The organism is Paenarthrobacter sp. A20 (assembly GCF_024168825.1).
In the GTDB taxonomy this organism is placed as follows: domain Bacteria; phylum Actinomycetota; class Actinomycetes; order Actinomycetales; family Micrococcaceae; genus Arthrobacter.
The window spans coordinates 2,161,210-2,182,614 of record NZ_JALJWH010000001.1 but is presented as its reverse complement, the minus strand read 5'-3'; the positions used below and the strand labels follow the sequence as shown (position 1 = coordinate 2,182,614).

General features: G+C 64.2%; 21 protein-coding genes. 11 read left to right on the top strand and 10 right to left on the bottom strand.

The window, feature by feature from the left end; translation table 11 throughout:
* Positions 1–83: 83 nt before the first annotated feature.
* Genes J3D46_RS10335 through fdxA form a run of 8 tightly spaced genes read left to right on the top strand, consistent with a single transcriptional unit; the run spans position 84 to position 8,505 of the window.
* Positions 84–1,415, top strand: coding sequence for an MFS transporter (locus J3D46_RS10335; RefSeq protein WP_253466831.1), 1,332 nt, complete (start codon positions 84–86; stop codon positions 1,413–1,415).
* Positions 1,416–1,425: 10 nt separating this feature from the next.
* Positions 1,426–2,799 (top strand): FAD-dependent oxidoreductase, encoded by a 1,374-nt coding sequence (locus J3D46_RS10330; protein ID WP_253466829.1) that lies wholly within the window; start codon positions 1,426–1,428, stop codon positions 2,797–2,799.
* Positions 2,796–4,052 (top strand): CaiB/BaiF CoA-transferase family protein, encoded by a 1,257-nt coding sequence (locus tag J3D46_RS10325; RefSeq protein ID WP_253466826.1) that lies wholly within the window; start codon positions 2,796–2,798, stop codon positions 4,050–4,052. Before J3D46_RS10330 ends, J3D46_RS10325 begins: the two co-directional genes overlap by 4 nt.
* On the top strand, positions 4,049–4,855 hold the full coding sequence (locus tag J3D46_RS10320) for an enoyl-CoA hydratase-related protein (protein ID WP_253466823.1): 807 nt from the start codon (positions 4,049–4,051) through the stop codon (positions 4,853–4,855). The genes J3D46_RS10325 and J3D46_RS10320 overlap by 4 nt, the downstream gene beginning before the upstream one ends.
* A gap of 47 nt (positions 4,856–4,902) precedes the next feature.
* The gene (locus tag J3D46_RS10315) at positions 4,903–5,847 is read left to right on the top strand and encodes a dihydrodipicolinate synthase family protein (protein ID WP_253466820.1); all 945 of its coding nucleotides are present in this window, start codon (positions 4,903–4,905) and stop codon (positions 5,845–5,847) included.
* Complete coding sequence (locus J3D46_RS10310) at positions 5,847–6,659, top strand: SDR family oxidoreductase (RefSeq protein ID WP_231341221.1); 813 nt, start codon at positions 5,847–5,849, stop codon at positions 6,657–6,659. Before J3D46_RS10315 ends, J3D46_RS10310 begins: the two co-directional genes overlap by 1 nt.
* A gap of 25 nt (positions 6,660–6,684) precedes the next feature.
* Positions 6,685–8,178 (top strand): aldehyde dehydrogenase family protein, encoded by a 1,494-nt coding sequence (locus J3D46_RS10305; RefSeq protein WP_253466817.1) that lies wholly within the window; start codon positions 6,685–6,687, stop codon positions 8,176–8,178.
* Between the two features lie 6 nt (positions 8,179–8,184).
* Entirely contained in the window at positions 8,185–8,505 is a 321-nt protein-coding gene (fdxA, locus tag J3D46_RS10300) for a ferredoxin (protein WP_253466814.1), read from the top strand.
* Here fdxA and J3D46_RS10295 read toward each other — a convergent pair.
* A complete protein-coding gene (locus J3D46_RS10295; RefSeq protein ID WP_231342993.1) occupies positions 8,502–9,242 on the bottom strand; it encodes a response regulator transcription factor in 741 nt (246 codons plus the stop codon). The two genes, fdxA and J3D46_RS10295, sit on opposite strands and share 4 nt — an antisense overlap.
* Positions 9,243–9,341: 99 nt before the next feature.
* Between J3D46_RS10295 and J3D46_RS10290 the strand changes: the two genes are divergently transcribed.
* Positions 9,342–11,012 (top strand): cell wall metabolism sensor histidine kinase WalK, encoded by a 1,671-nt coding sequence (locus J3D46_RS10290; protein ID WP_253466811.1) that lies wholly within the window; start codon positions 9,342–9,344, stop codon positions 11,010–11,012.
* 2 nt (positions 11,013–11,014) lie between these two features.
* Here the strand turns inward: J3D46_RS10290 and J3D46_RS10285 are convergent, their stop codons facing one another.
* From J3D46_RS10285 to J3D46_RS10275, 3 genes are all read right to left on the bottom strand, one after another.
* Entirely contained in the window at positions 11,015–11,254 is a 240-nt protein-coding gene (locus J3D46_RS10285) for a PLDc N-terminal domain-containing protein (protein ID WP_231343000.1), read from the bottom strand.
* Between the two features lie 35 nt (positions 11,255–11,289).
* On the bottom strand, positions 11,290–12,498 hold the full coding sequence (locus J3D46_RS10280; RefSeq protein WP_231343003.1) for an McrC family protein: 1,209 nt from the start codon (positions 12,496–12,498) through the stop codon (positions 11,290–11,292).
* A 70-nt stretch (positions 12,499–12,568) separates the two neighbouring features.
* Entirely contained in the window at positions 12,569–14,803 is a 2,235-nt protein-coding gene (locus J3D46_RS10275; RefSeq protein ID WP_253466805.1) for an McrB family protein, read from the bottom strand.
* A gap of 67 nt (positions 14,804–14,870) precedes the next feature.
* On the opposite strand from J3D46_RS10275, the gene J3D46_RS10270 reads away from it, so the two are divergent.
* Both J3D46_RS10270 and J3D46_RS25085 read left to right on the top strand, forming a co-directional pair.
* Positions 14,871–15,158 carry a chorismate mutase gene (locus J3D46_RS10270; RefSeq protein ID WP_253466802.1) on the top strand — a complete coding sequence of 96 codons (288 nt, stop codon included), beginning with the start codon at positions 14,871–14,873 and terminating at the stop codon, positions 15,156–15,158.
* 131 nt (positions 15,159–15,289) lie between these two features.
* Positions 15,290–17,137 carry a peptidoglycan DD-metalloendopeptidase family protein gene (locus J3D46_RS25085; RefSeq protein WP_253466799.1) on the top strand — a complete coding sequence of 616 codons (1,848 nt, stop codon included), beginning with the start codon at positions 15,290–15,292 and terminating at the stop codon, positions 17,135–17,137.
* Positions 17,138–17,179: 42 nt separating this feature from the next.
* Here J3D46_RS25085 and J3D46_RS10260 read toward each other — a convergent pair whose 3' ends face one another.
* From J3D46_RS10260 to J3D46_RS10235, 6 genes are all read right to left on the bottom strand, one after another.
* Positions 17,180–17,782: a DUF1349 domain-containing protein gene (locus J3D46_RS10260; protein ID WP_253466796.1), complete on the bottom strand. Its 603-nt coding sequence runs from the start codon at positions 17,780–17,782 to the stop codon at positions 17,180–17,182.
* A 102-nt stretch (positions 17,783–17,884) separates the two neighbouring features.
* Positions 17,885–18,508, bottom strand: coding sequence for a hypothetical protein (locus tag J3D46_RS10255; protein ID WP_089593973.1), 624 nt, complete (start codon positions 18,506–18,508; stop codon positions 17,885–17,887).
* 322 nt (positions 18,509–18,830) lie between these two features.
* A complete protein-coding gene (locus J3D46_RS10250) occupies positions 18,831–19,196 on the bottom strand; it encodes a hypothetical protein (RefSeq protein WP_253466793.1) in 366 nt (121 codons plus the stop codon).
* Positions 19,186–19,401, bottom strand: a complete 216-nt coding sequence (locus J3D46_RS10245) for a hypothetical protein (protein ID WP_089593971.1) — start codon at positions 19,399–19,401, stop codon at positions 19,186–19,188. The genes J3D46_RS10250 and J3D46_RS10245 overlap by 11 nt, the downstream gene beginning before the upstream one ends.
* Before the next feature lie 30 nt (positions 19,402–19,431).
* Positions 19,432–20,406: a UDP-glucose 4-epimerase GalE gene (gene galE / locus J3D46_RS10240; RefSeq protein WP_253466790.1), complete on the bottom strand. Its 975-nt coding sequence runs from the start codon at positions 20,404–20,406 to the stop codon at positions 19,432–19,434.
* Positions 20,407–20,408: 2 nt separating this feature from the next.
* A complete protein-coding gene (locus tag J3D46_RS10235) occupies positions 20,409–21,404 on the bottom strand; it encodes an aldose 1-epimerase family protein (RefSeq protein ID WP_253466787.1) in 996 nt (331 codons plus the stop codon).
* Position 21,405 lies beyond the last annotated feature (1 nt).

Genomic DNA, 21,405 nt, shown 5'->3' with positions numbered 1-21,405 from the left:
TTCGCATCAAGCGCCTCCTCCAACAGGCGTTCCTGCGTCATACCCTCCCACGCCCTCCTGGGCGTCAGCGTAAGGACACTTCCATGCTCGACACCACAACGACGGACAACGTAGTCCCATCACCAAGCACCACCCATTCATCTCCCCGGAAGAACGCAAAATTCACCCCGGAAGTCCGCAAAGGCCTGCTGGGCCTGGGACTCGGAAACGCCCTGGAATGGTACGACTGGATGGTCTTCGGACTCCTGTCCGCCTTCATCGGCCCCAACTTCTTCCCCAACACCGATCCACTCTCCGCAACGCTGAACGCCTTGGCCGTGTTCGCCGTCGGATTCGCGTTCCGTCCCCTGGGCGGCATCCTGCTGGGAACCCTGGCCGACCGTATCGGCCGCCGCCGCGTCATGCTGCTCTCCATCATGTTGATGGCCGGAACAACGCTGATCATCGCCGTCACTCCGAGCTATGCGACCATCGGCCCCGCTGCGGGAATCATCCTGCTGGTTTGCCGCGTCCTGCAAGGCATTTCCACCGGCATTGAGGCTCCGCTGTCCACCTCGCACGCCGTTGAACTCGCCCCAGAGGGTCGGGAAGGCTACGTGGCCGGCATCATGTCCTTCTACGTCAACATCGGCATCCTGCTCGCCTCGCTCATCAGCTTCCTCTGCAGCCTGGTCCTGGGCGGAGCCGCTATGGCCGACTGGGGCTGGCGCGTACCGTTCATCATCGGCGCCCTCTTCGGATTCGTGGTTCTCTACCTCCGCCGTTCCCTGCCGGAAACGCTCAAGGCCGAGGAAATGGCCACCAACACCCCCCGCGCAGTGTGGTCCGGAGTCCGTAAGCACTGGCTGTCCGTCCTGGCCATCATCTTCGTGGTGGGCGCAGCACAGGCCTACAATTACGCCTGGAACGTCGGGCTCCCCAGCGCAGCACGCAGCGGATTCAAGGAAGATCCCACCGCCGTCTTCGCCCTCACCACCATCCTGGGCGTCATCCTGGTGGTCGGCAGCTGGGTCATCGGCAAGCTGGCCGACGGCAAGGCAATGTCCAAGTGGTTCCTCGTCACCCGAATCCTTGCCATCCCGTCCGTATTCCTCATGCTGATGTACGTCCAGCCAGGCATCGGCGGCTTCGCGGCCGTACTTCTTGGCGGCTCCATTGTCCTGGTCCTGAACATGACCCTCTACAACGTGGTCAGCTCGTCCCTGATGCCCAAGAACATCCGCGGCACGGGCGTGGCCCTGGGCTACGGAATCGGCGTGGCCCTCTTTGGCGGCACTGCTTCCTATCTTCTGGTCTGGTTCCAATCGCTGAACCTCACCTGGGTTTTCCCGGTCTACGTGGCCGTCCTCTCCATCCTCAGCATCGTCTTCTACCTCGCCGCACGCCGCAGCAACGGCATCTTCGTCGGAAAGTAAGGAACCTCCCATGAACGCTCTGAACTCACTGGAACTCAGCACCACGACGGCGGACCTCACCGCCCCGGTCATCTCACGCTCCAATGTCCTGGTAGTTGGTGGTGGCCCCGCCGGCGTGGCCGCTGCCGTCACCGCAGCCCGTTCGGGCGCCAAAGTCACGCTGCTGGAACGCTACTCATCCTTGGGCGGCCTCGCCTCCGGCGGTATGGTCCTGGTTCTCGATGACATGATCAACGGCCAGGAAATCACTGTCACGGGCATCGTCTCCGAGTACGTCGAACGCCTCCAGAAGCTCGGCTTGGCAATCGTCCCGCCGGCAGATGACCGTAAGACCTCCGAGGAACTGTGGAACAAGTGGGGCCGCTACGGCACCTTCGACTTCCACTCCCACACCAACCCCAAGCCCATCTGCTACGCCGCCGCCTTCGATCCCGATGGCTGGAAGCGCGTCTCCAACGACCTCGTCCGCGAGGCAGGCGTGGACCTCCGCCTGCACTCCTGGTTCTCCCGCCCCATCGTGGACAACGGCGTGATCAAGGGCGTCATCTGCGAAACCAAGCTTGGCCCACAGGCCTTTATGGCCGACGTCGTCATCGACACCACCGGTGACATCGACGTCGCCTCCCGTGCCGGCGCCAGCTACGCCAAGGACAACTACCTCACCACGCTGGTCTTCCGCCTGGGCAATGTGGACACCAACGCCGCAGAGGCCTTCGAGCAGGCCAACCCCAAGGAAGCCCGCGCCATCAACCGCAAGATCAAGCGCCTCCTTGGCGGCGCCTGGGAACTGTGGTGGCTCAAGACCCCCATCGACGGCGTGGTGTGGTGCAACGCCCCCCACATGACCGGTTTCGACGGCGTCGATCCCGCCGACATGACTGCCGCCGAATTCGCCGCCCGGGACCGCATCTCCGAAGCGGTGGACTACGTCCGCGCCAACCTCCCCGGCTTCGAAAACTGCTACATGCTGGACGTCGCCTCCCAGATGGGCGTCCGCCAGACCCGCCTCCTGCAGGGCGAGTACGTCATGACCAAGGACGACGTCACCCAGCGCCGGCACTTCGCTGACACCGTGGCCCGCGGCCGCGACTACTACTACCCCTACCGCTCGCTCCTGCCCAAGGAAGTGGACCAACTCCTGGTGGCCGGCCGCCACTACTCCGCAACGCCGGAGGCGCAGAAGATGTCCCGCGAGATCCCGCCCTGCATGGCCATGGGCCAGGCCGTCGGCGTCGCGGCAGCCCTCGCCGTGGAGAACAACCTCCTGGTCCGCGACGTCTCCGCGCTGGACATCCAGCAGGGCATGCGCCACCACGGTGCAGACCCGGGCGACGTCCCGTCGTCGAACGCTACTGTCGACGCAACCGCGGCGGTGCCGGCATGAGCACCGTGACCGTAGAACCAGAACAGCAGGAAAGCACGACGGCGGCACTCGCCACCGGGTCTCCCGCAACCGTGCCGCTCCCGCTGGATGGCATCAAGATCGTGGATTTCACGCAGGTGTTCATGGGCCCATCCTGCACGCAACTGCTGGGTGACTACGGCGCGGACATCATCAAGGTGGAACGCCCGGGCGCCGGTGACATCTCGCGCAACTCCTTCCCGGACCAGGACGGCCAGGACAACCCGATCTTCCTGTCCATCAACCGCAACAAGCGCAGCGTCTCCATCGACACCCGCACCGAAGAAGGCCGCGAGGTGCTGCACCGGCTGCTCGCCGATGCAGACGTAGTGGTCAGCAACTTCCGCTCCGGTGTCATGGAGCGCATGGGCTTCGGCTACGAAGAGCTCAAGGCCACGAACCCGGGGATCATCTGGGCATCGGGCACCGGTTTCGGACCTGCCGGCCCGTACTCCCACAAGGGTGGCCAGGACGCGATCGCGCAGGCATACTCCGGTGTGATGTGGCGGCGCGAGTCCGAAGACACCAAGCCGGCCATCTACCCCACCACCTTGTGCGACTACATCACCGGCATGCACCTCATGCAGGGCATCCTGCTGGCGTTGCGCACCCGGGAAAGCTCCGGAGTTGGCCAGCGTGTGGAGGTGACCATGTATGACTCCATGCTGCACCTGCAGATGCAGGAGGCGTGCATGCAGCTCAACCGCGGTTACGAGGTCAACTGGGGTGCCATGCCCCTGAGCGGCGTCTTCGAAACCACTGACGGTGCCGTGTGCATGGTGGGTGGCTTCACGCCGGACCCGCTGGCCCGGATCTCCGACGCCCTGGGGCTGGATGAGGACCTGACGCAGCGTCCGGAATTCTCCAGCCTGGAACAGCAGTTCAAGAACAAGCCGGCGTTGCAGGCGATCTTCCGGGAGCACATCGCCACCAACTCCACCGAGTACTGGACCCACCAACTCGAGGAGCAAGGACTGCTCAACGCTCCGGTGCACACCTTGGAGCAGGCGTTGGCGGATGCACAGACAGAAGCCAACGGCATGATCGTGGAAGTCGAACACCCCTCAGTAGGCACGGTCCGCATGCTGAACGCGCCCATCCGGCTCTCGGCAACGCCTCCCAGCATCCGTCGTGCAGCGCCCCGCCTGGGCGAGCACAACGTGGAGGTCCTGTTGGAGAACGGCTTTGACCAGGAAACCATCGAACGCCTGCAGCAGCTGGGAGTCCTCCGGTGACGGCTGTTGTGGAGTCCCGCGTTGACACCGTGACCCTGACCATTGAGAACCACGTGGCAACGGTGGTCATCGATCGCCAGCATGTCCTCAACGCCGTCGATGCCACCGCCCAAGCCCGGCTCAACGGGATCTGGGACCAGCTGGAGAACGATCCATCAGTGCGTGTCGTCGTGATCACGGGCGCCGGATCCCGTGCCTTCTCGGTGGGCGCGGACATGTCTGCCTCCGCCGTGGACAAGACGGGCCTTGAATACTGGGCCGGCCTGGATCCCAACGGCTTCGGCGGCCTGAGCCTGCGCACCACCCTCGATATCCCGGTGATCGCCCGAGTCAACGGCTACGCCCTGGGCGGCGGCATGGAGATGGTGCTCGGCGCAGACATCGTGGTGGCGGCCGATACCGCAAAGTTCGGCCTGACCGAGCCTCGCGTGGGGCGGTTGGCGCTCGACGGCGGCATCCACCAGTTGGTGCGGCGGATCCCGCACACGCAGGCCATGGGCATGCTGCTGACCGGTCGCAAAGCCGACGCCGCGGAAATGCACTCCATGGGCCTGGTCAACGAGGTGGTTCCGGCTGAAGAGCTGGACGCCGCGGTGCAGCGCTGGGTGGACCAGATCGTTGCCTGCGCCCCCACGTCGGTCCGGGCAGTGAAGCAGATGGTCACGCAGACCACCCACCTCACGGCCAAGGAGGCCCGTGGCCTTCGCCTGCCAGCCCTCATGGCTGCCTTGGACAGCGAAGACTCAGCCGAAGGCGTCCGCGCTTTCCAGGAAAAACGCCCGCCTGTCTGGCCGGGCCGCTAGTAATCCGCCTTCCCGTATTTTGCGGTTTGCACTGAAAGGAACCAACCATGACGCAATCCTTTGCGCCCAAAAACAGAGAATCCCTGCCTGCAGGCGTGTGGGGCGTCGTAGCCACACCGTTCCAAGGCAGCACACTGGACGTTGACCTGGACAGTCTGGCCGGGCTTGTGGAGCACTACGAAGCCATCGGCGCCACCGGGCTCACCGTCCTGGGCGTCTTCGGCGAAGCAGCCGCGCTCACGGCCGAGGAGCGCCGGGATGTCCTGGAAACCGTGGTCGAATGCACCTCGCTCCCTTTGGTCGTTGGCGTGACCGCCCTGGCCACCCGCACTGCCATCGAGGAAGTACTTGCAGCCCAGGAAGTGGCCGGCAGCCGGCTCGGGGCCGTGATGGTTCAGGCCAACTCTGCCAAAGCTGGGACGGTGATTGACCATCTGGAGGCCATTCACCGTGCTACCGGCGCCAAGGTGGTCCTGCAGGATTACCCACTGGCCAGCGGTGTCAGCATCGCGACGTCCGCGCTGATCTCCGTGGTCAACGCCTGCGAGTACGTGATCGCCGTTAAGGCCGAAGCGCCGCCCACCAGCGTCGCGATCGCGGAGCTGAGTGCCGCCGTCGGCGTTTCCATCTTTGGTGGTCTTGGCGGGCAGGGCCTGCTGGACGAACTCATGGCCGGTGCGGCCGGCGCCATGACGGGGTTCTCCTACCCCGAAGCCTTGATCGCCTGTGTACGGGCGTGGCAAGAGGACGGCTACGAGGCCGCCCAACGCGAGTTGCTGCCCTACCTGCCGCTGATCAACTTTGAGCAGCAGGCCAAGGTGGCGTTGGCCATCCGCAAGGAATGCCTGCGCGAACGCGGCCTCATCAAGGACCCGGGCGTCCGGGCGCCAGCGGCGGGCTTCCCCGAGAACCTGCGGACCAGCATGGGGACGCACCTGGGCGAAGCAGCGTCGGCGCTGGAGACCGCGAAAACAACAGTGGGGAGCTTCTGATGGACCTGGGAATTGCCGGCAAGACCGCGTTGATTGCTGCGTCCACGGGTGGGCTGGGCCTGGCCGTGGCGCGTGCCTTGGCTGCCGAGGGAGTACGGGTGGCGATCGTTGGCCGCCGCAGGGACCGCGCCAAGGAGATCGTCGGGGAACTGCAGGCTGCGTACGGGACTGGCTCACTGGGTACCAGCGGTTTTGACGCCGTCGCCATCGAGGCCGACCTCACCACTGCCGAAGGCATCGAGTCCGCCATTGAACAGACCGTGGCGGACTTGGGACCCATCGACATCCTGGTCCTCAACGGTCCCGGCCCCAAGCCCGGCGCCGCCGCGACCTTGAGTTCGGACGACATCGCCGCGGCCTTCGATCTCCTGGTCAAACCCCATCACGCCTTGGTATCGCACGTCCTTCCGGGGATGCGGGAACGGCGTTGGGGCCGCATCCTGGCCATCGGATCCAGCGGCGTCGTCGCTCCGCTGCCCAACCTCGCCGTCTCCAACACCGGACGCGCTGCCCTGGCCGGGTACCTCAAGACGCTCGCCGCTGAAGTGGCGTTGGATGAAGTCACCGTGAACCTGCTGCTGCCCGGCCGGATCGCCACGGATCGTGTCACCCAGCTGGACCAAGCCGCCGCCAAACGACGCGGCACCACCATGGAAGACATCCAGCTCGAATCCCGCAAGACCATCCCTGCACGCCGCTATGGAGAACCCGCCGAGTTCGGTGCGGCCGCCGCGTTCCTGTGCAGCGCGCCGGCGTCGTACATCACCGGAGTCGCGCTCAGGTGCGACGGCGGACTGATCCGCAGCCTCTAACCCCACTACTTTCAAAGGAAACGCCATGACGTCCACAGCCCTGGAAACCACCCTTGCCGTGAATACCAACCCCGGACAACACTCCAGCATCACCGCACAACACCTCATCAACGGCCAATGGCTGGGCGAAGGCGACACCCAGCGGATGAACCCGGCCCGTCCGGAAGAGCTCGCCGCACTCTCTCCCAGCGGTACTGCCGGGGACCTTGACGCCGCCGTCACGGCAGCCGCAGCAGCCCAGCCGGGCTGGGCTGCCATGCCCGCACCGTCGCGGGGCGCCATCCTCATCGCTGCCGGCAACCTGTTGATCGAACGCCAGGCTGCCATCGCCGAGGACCTGGTCCGTGAAGAAGGCAAAACCCTGGCCGAGGCCAAAGGCGAGGTCAAGCGGGCCTCTGACGTCCTCCGTTTCTTCGGCTCCCTCGGCTGGGCCGCCACCGGTGAGGTGCTGCCCAGCGGATTGCCGGACACCACCATCACCACACGCCGCGAGCCGCTGGGCGTCATCGGCCTCATTACCCCGTGGAACTTCCCCATCGCCATCCCGGCATGGAAGACAGCCCCGGCCCTGATCAGCGGGAACACCGTGGTCATCAAGCCGGCTGAACTCACGCCGTTGTCGGCAACCCACCTGGCCCGTGCACTCCAGGACGCCGGACTGCCCGCGGGCGTGTTCAACGTGGTGCACGGAAAGGGCCGCGTGGTGGGTGATGCCCTGGCCCGGGATCCGCGCATCGCCGGAATGTCCTTCACGGGCTCCACCAATGTGGGCCTCGGACTGCAGGAGATCCTGAACGGCCGCCGTGCCCGGGTCCAGCTGGAAATGGGCGGCAAGAACGGTGTCCTGGTCCTCGACGACGCCGATGCCCGCAAGGCTGCCCAGGTGGTGGCGGCAGGTGCTTTCGGCCTGACGGGACAAGCCTGCACGGCAACCTCGCGCGTGTACGTGACGCCGGGAATCCGCGCTGCGTTCCTGGACGCACTGGTCCAGGAGGCCGCTGCATACAGCACCGGAGACGGTCTTGACCCGGATGCCCGGATGGGCGCCGTGGTGAGCAGGCAGCAATTCGAACAGGACCAGGCCGCGGTGCGTACCGCCGTCGAACGCGGCGCAACGCTCCTGCACGGAAGCCACGACGGCGACCCGAACGGTCCGCTGTTCTTCCCGGCCGCGGTTCTGGCTGACCTGGCATTCGACGACGCCGCGGTCACCGAAGAAATTTTCGGTCCCGTGGTTGCAGTACTTGAGGTGCCCGATTACGAGGCCGGCCTCGCTGCCATCAACGATTCCCGCTATGGCCTCACCGCCGGCATCTGCACGGACTCACTGGCCCTCGCGACGGACTTTGCCGCACGGGCGCAGGCCGGCGTGGTCAAGGTCAACCGCCCCACCGCGGGGCTGGACCTCAACGTGCCTTTCGGCGGCGTGAAGGACTCCTCAACAAATACCTTCCGTGAGCAAGGCAGGTCCGCCCTGGACTTCTACACGTGGGGCAAGACCGTCTACACGGGTGTGTAGCGAGCCATGAGCTACGTGATCGCCCAGCCCTGCGTTGATGTCAAGGACAAAGCGTGCATCGAGGAATGCCCCGTGGACTGCATCTACGAGGGCGAACGCTCGCTCTATATCCACCCGTCTGAATGTGTGGACTGCGGGGCATGCGATCCTGTGTGCCCCGTTGAGGCGATCTACTACGCGGACGATGTCCCGGATGAATGGGCCGACTACGTTAGGGCCAACGTGGAGTTCTTCGAGGAACTGGGCTCGCCGCAGGGCGCGAACGGTTTGGGCAACCTGGGCCGCGATCACCCGGTGATCGCGGCGGAGCCCCTGCGGGTTGCTTAGTTGTTGTTCGCGGGAGCCAGCCGGTAGCCGACGCCGCGGACCGTCTCAAGCCAGCGGGGCGCCTGGATGCTGTCGCCAAGTTTCTTGCGCAGGTTCCCCATGTGCACCTCAACGGCACGTTCGTCCGCGTCGCTGACGTAACTGCCGACGTCGTACGGTTCGTTGCGCAGGCGACGGGCGAGGTCTGCCTTGGTCCGCACAATCCGTCCCGTCTCCAGCAAGGCAAGCAGGAGGTCGAATTCGGTGCGGGTGAGCTTCAGCTCGGCGCCATTGAGGACCGCCGTCCGGGAGCCGGCCGAGACGGCCAAGCCGTTGTGGCTCACCTCGGGGTCCACTTGTTCCGGAACGTTTTTGGTGTCCGACGACGCGCGGGGCCTTCGCATCATGGCCTCGACACGGGCGCGCAGTTCGCGGGGTCGGAACGGCTTGGTCAGGTAGTCGTCACCACCGGCTTCGAGTCCCATGAGGGTATCGAGTTCCTCAGCGCGTGCCGTCAGCATAATGATGTAGGCGTCGGAGGACTTGCGGATCTGGCGTGCTACTTCGAAGCCGTCGATGTCGGGCAGGCCCAGGTCCAGGGTAATGACGTCCGGGTTCAGTTCACGGGCTGACGTCACACCTGCAGATCCCGTGGACGCAGTGTGCACATCAAATCCCGCCTGGGACAGGACCACACGTACTAGTTCCCGAATATCCTGGTCATCTTCAATGACCAACCCCACACGTACTTCACTCATCGCAGCCCCTCAGCCCCTTCGATAACCTCAGAAGTATATCCATTATGGTTAGGCTGATCTCATGAACCGACTTTCTTCTGCATCCGTGGTGGATGTGCCATGACCCACCCTTCGACTTGGGATATTGGTGAAAAGAAGAAACTCTTGGTTTTTCAACGCTCCTTCCACGAACATACCCTGCGGATGCGTGTAGTCCTCAGCCAGCTGCCCCTATCGGTTTGTGTTTGTATTTCGGCCATCCTGGTGTGGCTGTTTTTCCCGGCCACGCTGGAAAACCCCCTCTTCCTGATATTCCTGCTCAGCCAGGCATTCCTTTTGGCGCTGTGCGTCATTGTCCCGTGGCACCGGCTGCCCTTTGCCAGCTTCCTCAGCATTCCCATCCTGGACATGGTGTCGATCTCGTTCGGTCGCGAGGGCGGCCAGGAGGCACTCACCGGCGTCAGCGTTTTGGTGGTCTTGCCGGTCATCTGGTTGTGCGCGTCGGGGCTTTATCCAAAGTTGGCCATCGCCCTGTCGTTCCTCGGCCCGTTGGGTATCGTGTGGATCCCCTTGTTTATCCGTGGTGACGTCACCGAACAGGCCCTGACCAAACCGCTGCTCTTCCCCATCCTGATTCTCGGGATCGGAGTTTCCGTCAGCGTTCTGACGTTGAGCATGGTGCGCCAGCAACGCGCCATGGAGCAAAAGGACGAGGCACTCAAGGAAGCATTGGATGTCAGCACCAAGCAGGAACGGCTCCTGAACACCGTCATGGAGGCCTTGCCCCTGGGAGTCGTGGCCGTGGACGGCAACGGGCATGACATCCTCATGAACCGCCGCCAACGCCAAACCCACACCCTGGCAACCCCCTCGGACAACGAGGACCCCAACGAATCCCAGCTGCTGGTGTTTGATACTGACCGGACCACGCCGCTGCCCACGGACCGCCGCCCCGTGCGGCGTGCGGTGCTCGGTGAACGCTTTACTGACCAGTTGGTGTGGCTCGGAGCAGGACAGGAGCAGCGCGCCTTTACCACCAGCGCGCGTCCCATGGTGGACGACGACGGGAAGTTCGCCGGTTCCGTAGTGGTCTTCAGCGACGTGACGGACCTGGTCAACGCGCTTGCTGCCAAGGATGACTTTGTGGCCAACGTGTCCCACGAGTTCCGGACTCCGCTGACCTCCATCCTGGGCTACGTGGAACTGATCCTGGATGATCCCGACGTACTGGATGCACGGTCCCGCAAACAGCTCGACATTGTCCGGCGCAACGCCGAACGACTCCTCACCCTCGTCTCCGACCTCCTGGCCGTCAGATCCGGCCAGATTGTCATCCAGCCCCACGCAGTGGACGTGGCAGAGCTGGTGCGAGGCAGCGTAACCTCCGCCGAACCCCGGGCTGCCAAAGCCGGCATTCGGCTTTCCATGGACCTCCCCGACGCCTTGGAAGCACACGTTGATTCCTCCCGCATCGCCCAGGTTCTGGACAACCTGGTATCCAATGCGATCAAGTACTCCCCCGACGGCGGCGACGTGGAAGTAGCGGCCTGGGAGGACGAAGACTACGTGTTCTGCCGGGTCACCGACACTGGGATGGGCATGAATGAGGAGGAGCAGGCCGAGGCGTTCACCAAGTTCTTCCGGGCCGGCGGCGTCCGTAACAGCACCATCCCCGGCGTCGGCCTTGGGCTGCCCATCAGCAAGGCAATCGTTGAAGCCCACGGCGGCACCATCACCCTGACCAGCGAACCGGGACGGGGCACCACCTTTACGGTGAAAATGCCCGCCTGAACTTAGCTGTTCAACCCTGCTGCATCCCGACGGCGGCCGAACAGGAAATAGCTGACCGGGCCGAAGAAGTTGATGAAGGACACTGCGCGCCAGACGGCCTTCTTGCCCCTGATGTTCGAGTCCGGGGTCTTGGCGATGCTGCGCTGCGCGGCCACCAGCAGAGCCAGGTTCAGCACTCCGCTGACCACGACTGAAATGCGTTGACCTTTACTCATGTCGCGCCACGATTTCTTGCCGGCCATGATGCCTCCTTGTCGCCAACGGTTTAAGTCTCAGGCTAGTCCGACGCCGACCGGCCCGCCACAGCCTGGCGTACTACTTCACCCCACGATTGCTCAGCGAGGTCCGCCACCGCCGCAAGAATCTCCGACGGCGGCAGCGACAGGTCCAGCGGGTACTCCACGATATCGATGTCCGTGTTGAGGATTCGCCGCAGCTTCACTTCCCCGGCACCGGCGTACACAAGCCACGCTGTGGGGACCCGGAGCGCGGTGCAGTACGCCAGCAACTGATAATGGTCGGCACTGAGCGAGGCCCCGGCGTCGGAGGCTGCTTTGTATTTGGAGTCGTAGACCACCACGGGGCGGCCGCCAAGGAAGTGCACGGCGTCGGGGCGGACCGTCAGGCGATCTGAGTCATTGACTGCCTCGTTCAGGAGCGCCCCGTATTGGAGTCGCATCTCCCCGGGATGGGCGCTCATGGCTCCGCGCAGCGCGGTCCCCACGAACTCCTCGAACACCTGGGCCATATCCACCACGAAGGACGCCGTTTGTTGCTTGCCCTCGCCCGCCTCGGCGGAGGCATTGCGCAGGATCACTTCGGACAGCCTCAGCACAGGGTGGTACCGGAGGTTCATCCGGCTGGCCCGCCACGGCGGCAGCGGTGCTCCGGACTGAAGCCGCGTGACGGCGTCGAGCTTTCCCTTGAGCTGCCTGATACGGCTCAGGACGTCGGGCCGTACCCCCGGCACCTTTCCCATCCGCTCCAACGCGGCACGGAGAATACGGTTCTCGGCGATATCCTCGGTGAATTCGTCGTAGGACACCTCCAGCGGCACCATCATGCCGGGGCGGCGGGAGATCTGGTCCGAAATCCGGATCCGGCCTTTGACGGTCCGCAGCGATTCCTCCACCGTCAGGTAGCCCTGCAGGACGCCGCGGCTGAGGGCCCGGTCCGCCAACTGCGCCAGCGACTCAGCCAAGGCGCTCCACAGGTCCGGATGCTCCACGGCCTCCACCGCATGGTCGCGGAAACCCTGTTCCCCGGCGTAGCCCAGAAGGAACAGCAGGCGGCTTAGGCCAAGGCGGTCCTTGGGCCGGACTTCCAGTTGAACTGTGGGGGTGCGGACGGAGCCCACTTTGCCCACTGGCTCGATCCTGTAGAGGCCCATGCCCATGGGAGAAGCTTTGGCCAGGCCGCTGGCATTGATGAACGCTGCGGATTCGGGATCGAGTTTGTCCACCACGCCGCCGGAGAGCTCGTCCATGACGATGTGCCGGGGCGCCGCGGCCCGGCCAGCACTGGCTGGTGCCCGGCCCGGCCTGGGTGGGATGGCTTTAGCGGGCTGCAAGACGTCCCAGTAACTGGTCCAGGCCGAAGCGCTCCTCCAGCTGTGCCCGGTTCAGCTGCCCGTGGTAGTGCTCCTCCAGCAACGGCATGAGCTCGTACTTCCAGATCCGGCGCAGGCCCGTCGGATTCTGGGCGGCGTTCTTCATGAAGTACGACGGCCCGATCATCAGGTCCCGGTCCCAGTCATCGATCGCGGCGTTGAGCGCGTCCAGGAGGTCCGCGTTGAGAGTGTCCAGTCCCCGTGCCTCCAGGAACCGCCGCAGCGATCCCTTGACCGGTTCGACGTTGGGGTGCAGTTCGATGAACGCGAAACGGCGCCGGATGGCGGCGTCCATCATGGCGATGGAGCGGTCCGCCGTGTTCATGGTGCCGATGATGTAAAGGTTGTCAGGCAGGCTGAAGGGCTCGTTGGGGCTGTACTGCAGGTAGATCCGGTCGTCCCGGTATTCGAGTAGGAAGTAGAGCTCGCCGAACACCTTGGCCAGGTTGGCGCGGTTCATTTCATCGATGATGAGGAAGTACGGTTTGTGCGCGTTTTCCGGTTTGGCGGCTTCCTCGGCTAGCCGGCGCAACGGCCCGGCGACGAGCTTGAAGGACACCTGGCCGTCGTCGGTCTTGTCCGGCCGGTAGCCCTCAAAGAAGTCCTCGTAGGCATAGGACGGGTGGAACTGCACCAGCTTCACGCGTTCGTCGGTGTGATCTCCCGCCAGTTCGGCGGCGAGGTGCTTGGCAAGGTAGGTCTTGCCGGTGCCCGGAGGACCATAAAGAACCAGCTGCCGGTTCTCCTCCAGTAGTTCCGCGATCTCCTTGAGCGGCTCGAGGTCCATGTGAAGGGACGCTGCGAACTGGTCGGTCAGGGGCCGGAAGCCTTGCTGGACAACCTCGACGACGGCGGTGGGCGGGGCTTCGTCCTCGCCGTCGGTTTCAGCTTCTACCGGGAGCAGTTCCTGCAGTGCCTGGATGACCCGGGTGACATCCACCAGGATGCCGGGGGTGGACAGCTGCCGCTGGGCGTGGCGGGGAAGCTCGGGGATGGCATAACTGTCATCGAACCAGCGGACCTTGCGGCGGATCCGGCGGTTGTCTTCGTGGTGTTCGGGCTCGCCGAGGACCACTCCAACCCGTACCCGTCCGGTGTGCTGGTAGAGCGTGAGGTCGCCGGGCTTCATGACAGTAAGGAAGGCGAAGACGGCAGTCTTGGTGTCCTCCCGTTCCACATAGCCAAGGTGCTTGTAATCCTCGTCCACTGCATGCTGGACCACGCCTGCCGTAACCCCCGCGGTGAGCGTACGCAGGTGCTCCACGTCCAAGGTGGCCTTTTCTTCGGCTACCCAGGCCGCCAGGAGGTCCGCATTGTCGTGATGGGTGCGCAGGAGCCAGGAACGACGACCCGGGTCTCCCACCTTGCGCCACTGGCTCACCAGTTGGCGGGCGTACCAGTCGATGCGTTGCCCGGCTTGCTCGTCCAGGTGCAGGCGGATGCGGTGGATGTCCGCGGTGATGTCCTCGTCCGAGTCACCTTTGGCACCGCCCACAAGCGAAGCAAACGCGTCCCGGATTTCCTGGCGTTCCACGTCCGCCACCACGGGTTCGAAATAGCTGGGCCACACCAGGTACTCGATGCTGCGGCGCAGGGCGGGTTGGTCCTCCGGCGTTGCTGCCGCGAGCTCATGGAATGCCAAGGGGTCCGCGAGCGCCTGGTTGATGGCGTCGGTGTTTTGGCTGTCGACGTGGGCCACAAACCGGCACAGCCACTTCAAGTGGTCCCAGATGGTCCAGTTGAATTCGGCAGTGCGGTCTCGGATGACTCCATGGTCCGTCATGCCCTCGTAGAGCTCATCCGGCAAGGCGATGGCAGGCTCAACCCAGGACGCGGCTTCGGCAACGCGGGCGCGCTTCACCCTGAGTGACTTGACCTCATGGGCGAGCGGCAGCGACTGCAGGAACAGCAATTCCACGGCAAGCAGCTTGGCTTCCCTGGACGCGCCGTCCAGGTTCTGCCGAAGGTTGGTCATCATGGGCGCTTTGGAGTCCTCAACCCCGCGCTCAAGCCTTTCGAGCAACTCTCCTGCGGCATCCGCGGTCCACGTCAACGTCGCGCCGTCCAGCGCCGAAGGTCTCCCCTGCAGCGCCGGACCGAGCACATACCAGGCCGCGTCCTCGATCTCCTTTGAGACTCCGGGGGCGCGGTCAATGGCAGGTTTTACGGAGGGAATCACCATGCCAACTTACCTTGTTTGGCTTACCTAAGCATCCGGATTTCCACAGGGCATGGGTAGGGTTGGTGGGATGACGAGCCTGGACATTGAGAGTATTCGCGCGGAGATCGATGAATTGGATCGGGAGATCGTGGGGCTTGTTTCCCGGCGTCAACATTGGGTGGAGGAGGCCGGCAAGCTCAAGGCGGATCGGGCTGCCGTCCAGGCGCCTGATCGAGTCGAGAAGGTCATTGCAAAGGTACGCTCAATCGCTGAGGAGTCCGGGGCTGCGCCGGATGTGGTCGAGCGAATGTACCGGGCCATGATTGCGGCATTTATCGATCTGGAATTGTCAGTCCACCAGCAGCATAAGTCTTGACCACTCCACCGGTCGGCGGTATGTTTACGTTGACATCATGTTCACGTAAACATACCCGGATCGGATCAAGACAATGTCGTCGACCTCCAACTCTTTGGCCGGGCTAGACCCCGCCCCTAACGGTGAGCGCCGTGAATACCGGCCATTCTGACGGCCACCACCGCGTAACCCCGCTCCACGTTCCGCCCGCCACCCGGACCCGCCACCGGATCCCGCTGCCCCTGGCAGTACTCACTGCCGCAACCTTGATCGGCAGCTTCCCTTCGGGTGCTGTTCAGACTCTCCACCCCTCCGCAGAGCAAGCCCAGGCACACACCGTTGAACCCGCTCCGGCGGCAGCAGGGAGCCCAGCAGGATCCAGGGGTTCCGCGAACGAGCCCGCATTTCGGGCCTCAAGCGCCTCCACGACGACGCCACCCACCTTCGCATCTTCGGATGGCTTAGGGGCGCTGCTGTGCGGGCAAACGAACACCGGGCGCGGAGCGCTCCCAGCGGGCGGCCCCGTTTCAGACGTCCAACTCCGGAACGCCTCCGCCATTGTGGCGGCGGCGGAAGAGTTGGCCCTGCCCGCCGATGCCCGGATCCTTGGCATTCAGGCCGCACTTGGCGAATCGTCCCTGGAGAGCAAGGACTACGGTGACGCCGCAGGGCCGGACTCGCGGGGCCTGTTCCAGCAGCGCGCCAATGGGGCCTGGGGCTCCTCCGCCGATCGCATGGATCCCTTTGTCAGCGCAACCAGCTTCTTCCTGGCCCTGAAAGACGTCAAGGACTGGCAGGCTCTGCCTTCCAGCATTGCCATCCACCGCGTGCAGCGGAACCAAGATCCTGACCACTACACCAAATACCGGCAGTTGGCCGAGGAGATCGCGGGCTTCCTGGGCTCCCAAAGCCTGTCAGCACCCGGCACCTGTTCCTTCAGCGGCGGCTCATGGGGCGCAACCGCTGGTGACACGTCCCGCCGACCGGCCCGGCCTGGCCCAGGGACCTTGATTTCTCCGCTGGTGAACCTCCATCCGAGTTCGCCCTTCGGGCAGCGCACCAACCCCATGACGGGTTCCGCCGGAGAATTCCATACGGGACAGGACTACGCCGCAGCCTGTGGCACGCCGGTGCATTCCGCTGACGAGGGAACCGTGCGCGAGGTCGGCTGGCATCCTTGGGGCGGAGGGAACCGGGTGGAAATAGACCACGGCAGCGGCCTGGTCACCACCTATAACCACCTGCAGTCCGTCGCAGTGCGCAAGGGAGAAACGGTCCTGGCTGCCGACGTCGTAGGACTTGTTGGCTCAACCGGCGCGTCCACCGGGTGCCATCTTCATTTTGAAACCATCGTGAACGGCACACTGGCCGATCCGTCAGCGTGGAGCCTGGTACCCCTGGCATTTGAGGCGCATGTCAATGCGCTGCGGCTGACCAGCTTCGCGCAGCAGACAGATACGACGCCGGCATGGAACGTGCCGCAATGGTCGCCCACCACCGCGCTTGGGAACCAAGAGACACCTGCCGCCGGTCCCGCTACTCCACCGCCGGCACCGGCATCCACACCGCCGGCCACAGACCCACCGATACCGTTCGCGCCGCCAACCACTCCCCCGTCACCGACAGCCGCCCCCACACCGGCAACCACACCGCCTGCGTCTAGTCCGACGTCACCGCCGGCAACGCCGGGTGTGCCAACAGCTCCGCCAACCACGGAACCAACGACTCCGACAACCACCGCGCCTGTAGCGCCAACAACGCCGCCAACCACGGAACCAACGACTCCGACAACCACCGCACCGGCACCGCCGGTAACGCCAACAGCACCGCCAACCACCGCACCGGCACCTGTCGAACCCGTCACGCCGCCCACCACACCGGCACCTGTCGAACCCGTCACGCCGCCCACCACACCGGCACCGGCACCGGCACCGGCACCGGCCATCCTGCCTATTCCCGCACCGGTCGCGACGGCGACCGCCGTGCCTGCGATTCCCTGAGGCAGCCAGTCTGCGTCGGAGAACGGGCAGCGCGGCCGGGGGCTAGCTGCCGTCGCGGAGGTTCTCCGGCGCTGTCTCTATGAATTTGATGCTGTCGAACCGCGCCTCGCAGCTATCCCCCATGGGCGCCTGCGACATGAACCCAACGCGGACAGGTTTGTCGGTGTCCAGCCTGAAAAGACGGACAAAGGACCAGTCCCGCCCGTCGGTTGACGAATGGAACGCCCAAGCGGGACCCACCCGGCTGACCCGCAGGTAGACCCACGGTGCGGTCACCACCGGACCGTTCGAGTCATCAGAGTAGGTATTGGTCACCACGCTGACCACCATGGCCTCCCCTTGCGGAGAGTACTCGAAGCAGAGCTTGGCCCAGTGGTCGCTGTCCGTCCACAAAGCCAGCACACCGGCGTCGAACGTTGTGCGTGGCGAGGCCACCATGACCCTGGCCGACAACGAGAACGACGCTGGAGCCGTGAAAGCCAGGGCCGAGGCCCGGTGCTGCTGTTCGCCCCCGAGCGAGTCGTTGGACCAATCGACGCCGGGCGCTGCCGTGAGCGTGAGTGTTCCCTCGGCGTCGTCGTAGCTCGCGTGGCTGGGCGATGACGTCCACCCAAGGGAAGGAAGTCCAGCTATTTCGGGAATCAATGGGCGCTCCTTGTATTCGGCAGTCAGGACATTTCTCTGCAACTTTTTCATACTGGACACAAAAATAGTCCGGCTCCCCCAGGAGCCGGACCACCAATGCGTCTACTCGAACAACGACAACGTCAGGTTCGCGGTGTAGTCGCCGGGCGCGACGGTAGCCGGCGTACGGAGGAACAATCCGGCCGTTGCGGTCCACTGCCCTTCAGGCGCAACCGCGGCTGAGTCCAGGGCCAGGGCCAGCAATTCCTGGTCCACCAGGCCCACTGCGTCCGCACCCGAGTCCATGACCGTTTCCACAACGTCGCCCTCGGCAACCTGCCCCGATTCACCACCGTCAATCAGCGAAGGGGACCACCCCAAATGTCCAGCCCCGATCGCCGGCTGGCCCGTGGTTCCCGTGAAGTCGGTGGATGTACCAATGACGTACCAGCCGGCACCGGCCGGGATCTGGTCCGGGAGTCGCGTATCAGTCACCGTTACCGTGGGCAGCGAACCCGTGAACTGGCGGACGGTGGGAGACGATCCGGCTTCGGTCAGGGTGGCCGTGGTTCCTGCCACGCTCATGGCCAGAATTCCGGGCTCATCGATCTGCGCAATCGCCACGTTCACGTCGACGTCCTGGTCGCCATGGTTTTCTTCAGCCAGTGCGGCTCCGGCCACGCCGGCCAGTACGGCAGTGCCAGCGGCAACTGCTGAGATTCTTACGATCAAGCTTGTTTTGCTCATCGTCTTGCTCCTTCATTGCAATGCGGGGGAGATTCATATCCTGAGGTGTCGGTAAGGGAAGCGCCAGGGCGGACTCCGTGCTCGTATACGGAGTCCAGTTGGGCGAAATTCCACCCTCCCCCGCCCGCTGTGAGCGGTTGCCTCGAGGGTGGGTGGGCATGCTGGGCGATGCGCGGCTGTGCGCACCGAAGCAGGTGATTCAGGTAACCAGGTGCAAAGATTCTTAAGAATGTTTACGTAAACTTACACGGAATATTGGCACCCAGCAAGGGGTTTTTGTACCTTTTGGCGGGGCGTGCATCCATGATGTCGCGTCCTTGGCCTAGCCGCCCGTGGGAAGGCGTCGCGTAGCGGCTTGCCCGCGCCCGACGAACAGGAGGAGCACCCCGGTCCCGCCGCAGAGCCCGGCAGCCACGAGGGCCCCTACGGGGTCGAGGCCCGTCGCGGGGAGTCCGTTCGGAAGGCACTGGCCGCTACATTGTGTGCGCGGCGCAATGTCAACACTGATCTTGATGTCGGAGCCGTTGATCTCCGAAGCCCAACCCGGCGTAAGCCCCAGCACCAGGCTGAAGCCGACCAGCACGCATGACAAGAGGATCCTGGCCGAATCCGCTGAACGGATTCGAACAGTGAAGCGCCGGCGGGTGGAGCGAGGCGTGCCCCGCGATCCCTTCGTCTCAGGCGTCATGCTTCTCATAGGTGTAGCCGTAGGGCACGTCCGGTGAGAGCTCCACCGTGTAGGACGCATAGTCCAGCCGCGTGACCAGGATCCCGCAGCGGCCTTCATTGCGCGCACGCTGCTCCGCAGCCTGGATGGCGGCGTTGAGGTTGATTTCCATGGTGGTCTTGCTGGTAGCCGTGACGGTAGCCAGCAGTTCCGGGGCGTCGATCATGATGTTCCTTTGGGATAGTGCGTTGCAGTGCTAGTGGGTGGATAACTTCTGGTTCCCGGCTGCCGCCCAGGCGCTGGAGATCATGTCCCGGAGCGTATGCCTCGGTTCCCAGGCGATGTCCCGGCGTGCCAGTTCGCCGGAAGCGACGATCCGGGCAGGATCGCCGGGCCGGGCTGCGCAAATCTGTGGAGCGAACTGAATCTCCGTCACAGAGGCCATTTCGGTCATGATCTGACGGACAGATACCCCGGTACCGCTGCCAAGGTTGTAGACGGGTTCAAGATCAACGCCCTCCTGGAGTTTCCGGGCAGCTTCCACGTGGGCCGCGGCAACGTCGGCAACGTGGACGTAATCCCTGACGCAGCTGCCGTCCGGCGTGGCATAGGCGGTACCAAAGATCTTCGGCGTTGCGCCATCCTTCAGCGCTTGGAAGACCAAGGGGAACAGGTTGTGCGGACTGACATCCACCACGTCCGGAATCCCGGAGCCAACAACGTTGAAATACCGGAGGGATGTATGGCGAAGCCCGGTTGCCCGTGATTGGTCTGCGATGAGCCACTCACCAATGAGCTTGGATTCGCCATAGGGAGATTCCGGCCTCGTGGGCGTCGATTCGGTCACGAGATCCACGTCAGTGTTCCCATACACGGCGGCGCTCGAGGAAAAAACGATCGCCCGTACAGAGGCTGCTTCCATGGCGGCGAGCAGGTTTCCCGTACCGGTGACGTTTTGGAAATAGGTGTGAAGCGGCCATTCAACCGATACGCCGGCGTACTTGAAACCCGCTAAGTGGATCACGCCGGCCACGTCGTGGCGTGCGAAGACGTCTTTAAGGAAACCAGTATCCAGCAGGGATCCCTGTTCGAAGGCTGCGCCTTCCTGCACAAATCCGAGCTTGCCGCTGGACAGGTCATCGATGACCACCACGTCGTGGCCGTCATCCATGAGTGCTTGGGCTACGTGGGAGCCGATGTAGCCGGCTCCTCCAGTTACTAGCCATGCCATGGTCAGTTCTCTCCTCTATGGTGGTTGCCCTGTGCGGGGCCGAGCCGGTGTGAAATCCCCCAGGTCGAGATCCATTCCTCCCCCGGTTCAAGCCAGCGCAGGCCGGCTCCGGAGTTGAAGGCGTTGGGGAGCGCCGTCATGGGTTCCACCGCTACCGCGGTCCGGTGGCCTCCCGCTGGATAGCTCGTGGTGGTGTACACCTGCGCGTACTGGTAGTTGGCATCGCCCCAGACCTCCACGGCGTCACCGTTGGGCGCCTCCAGGAGGTGCCGGTACATTCCGTCCGGCGCCGGAGTGAGATCCAGGAATGCTGTGTCCAGGTGCAGCCAGCCCACCTTGGGCCCTGCGGACAGATCCATGGGCGTCCCGGAGACAGGGGACGTACCCACGGGATTCAGACGCTCATCCACCACCACATACGAGGCAGCGTTGATGGTCAAGGAAACGTCCTGCATGGGCGTGGCACCCACCCGCATGTACGGATGGGATCCAATGGCCACAGGGGCGGGCTTGGCTGACTTGTTGGTCAAAGCGTGAGTGACCGCCAGCCCCTCCGGAGATACCGAATACGTGGTCTCCACGTCCACAGCGAACGGGTAACCGTCGCTCGGGTAGATCCGAACGTGAAGGGTCAGCTCGCTGGCGGACCGGCTAACCATCGTGTGAGGACGTAACCTGACCAGGCCGTGAATGGCGTTGCCACGCCCGGGTTCGCTGATGGCCAGTTGGAGGTCTTTCCCGTCATGCGTCCATCGCCCATCCCGGACCCTGTTGGGCCAAGGAATGAGGATCTCGCCCTCGCAGTGTTTGGGGAGACCGAACTCGGGGAACTCCTCGATCAGGGGCTCGCCGTCCACGGTGAGGCTGCGGATGGTGCCGCCGACCTCCGTGATCACCGCCGCAACCACGCGGCCATCTGTCTCCGATTCCGCAGAAATCCGAAACTGACGGCCGGTCGGAGCAGCAGTTCCTGCCGTTGTTGCTTGAGTCAGCGTCATG

Excerpts from the sequence above, each read along its gene's own strand:
- J3D46_RS10335 (WP_253466831.1), top strand. The coding sequence starts at position 84 with ATGCTCGACACCACAACGACGGACAACGTAGTCCCATCACCAAGCACC.
- J3D46_RS10330 (WP_253466829.1), top strand. The coding sequence starts at position 1,426 with ATGAACGCTCTGAACTCACTGGAACTCAGCACCACGACGGCGGACCTC.
- J3D46_RS10325 (WP_253466826.1), top strand. The coding sequence starts at position 2,796 with ATGAGCACCGTGACCGTAGAACCAGAACAGCAGGAAAGCACGACGGCG.
- J3D46_RS10315 (WP_253466820.1), top strand. The coding sequence starts at position 4,903 with ATGACGCAATCCTTTGCGCCCAAAAACAGAGAATCCCTGCCTGCAGGC.
- J3D46_RS10310 (WP_231341221.1), top strand. The coding sequence starts at position 5,847 with ATGGACCTGGGAATTGCCGGCAAGACCGCGTTGATTGCTGCGTCCACG.
- J3D46_RS10305 (WP_253466817.1), top strand. The coding sequence starts at position 6,685 with ATGACGTCCACAGCCCTGGAAACCACCCTTGCCGTGAATACCAACCCC.
- fdxA (WP_253466814.1), top strand. The coding sequence starts at position 8,185 with ATGAGCTACGTGATCGCCCAGCCCTGCGTTGATGTCAAGGACAAAGCG.
- J3D46_RS10295 (WP_231342993.1), bottom strand. The coding sequence starts at position 9,242 with ATGAGTGAAGTACGTGTGGGGTTGGTCATTGAAGATGACCAGGATATT.
- J3D46_RS10290 (WP_253466811.1), top strand. The coding sequence starts at position 9,342 with ATGACCCACCCTTCGACTTGGGATATTGGTGAAAAGAAGAAACTCTTG.
- J3D46_RS10285 (WP_231343000.1), bottom strand. The coding sequence starts at position 11,254 with ATGGCCGGCAAGAAATCGTGGCGCGACATGAGTAAAGGTCAACGCATT.
- J3D46_RS10280 (WP_231343003.1), bottom strand. The coding sequence starts at position 12,498 with ATGGACGAGCTCTCCGGCGGCGTGGTGGACAAACTCGATCCCGAATCC.
- J3D46_RS10275 (WP_253466805.1), bottom strand. The coding sequence starts at position 14,803 with ATGGTGATTCCCTCCGTAAAACCTGCCATTGACCGCGCCCCCGGAGTC.
- J3D46_RS10270 (WP_253466802.1), top strand. The coding sequence starts at position 14,871 with ATGACGAGCCTGGACATTGAGAGTATTCGCGCGGAGATCGATGAATTG.
- J3D46_RS10255 (WP_089593973.1), bottom strand. The coding sequence starts at position 18,508 with ATGAGCAAAACAAGCTTGATCGTAAGAATCTCAGCAGTTGCCGCTGGC.
- J3D46_RS10250 (WP_253466793.1), bottom strand. The coding sequence starts at position 19,196 with ATGACGCCTGAGACGAAGGGATCGCGGGGCACGCCTCGCTCCACCCGC.
- J3D46_RS10245 (WP_089593971.1), bottom strand. The coding sequence starts at position 19,401 with ATGATCGACGCCCCGGAACTGCTGGCTACCGTCACGGCTACCAGCAAG.
- galE (WP_253466790.1), bottom strand. The coding sequence starts at position 20,406 with ATGGCATGGCTAGTAACTGGAGGAGCCGGCTACATCGGCTCCCACGTA.
- J3D46_RS10235 (WP_253466787.1), bottom strand. The coding sequence starts at position 21,404 with ATGACGCTGACTCAAGCAACAACGGCAGGAACTGCTGCTCCGACCGGC.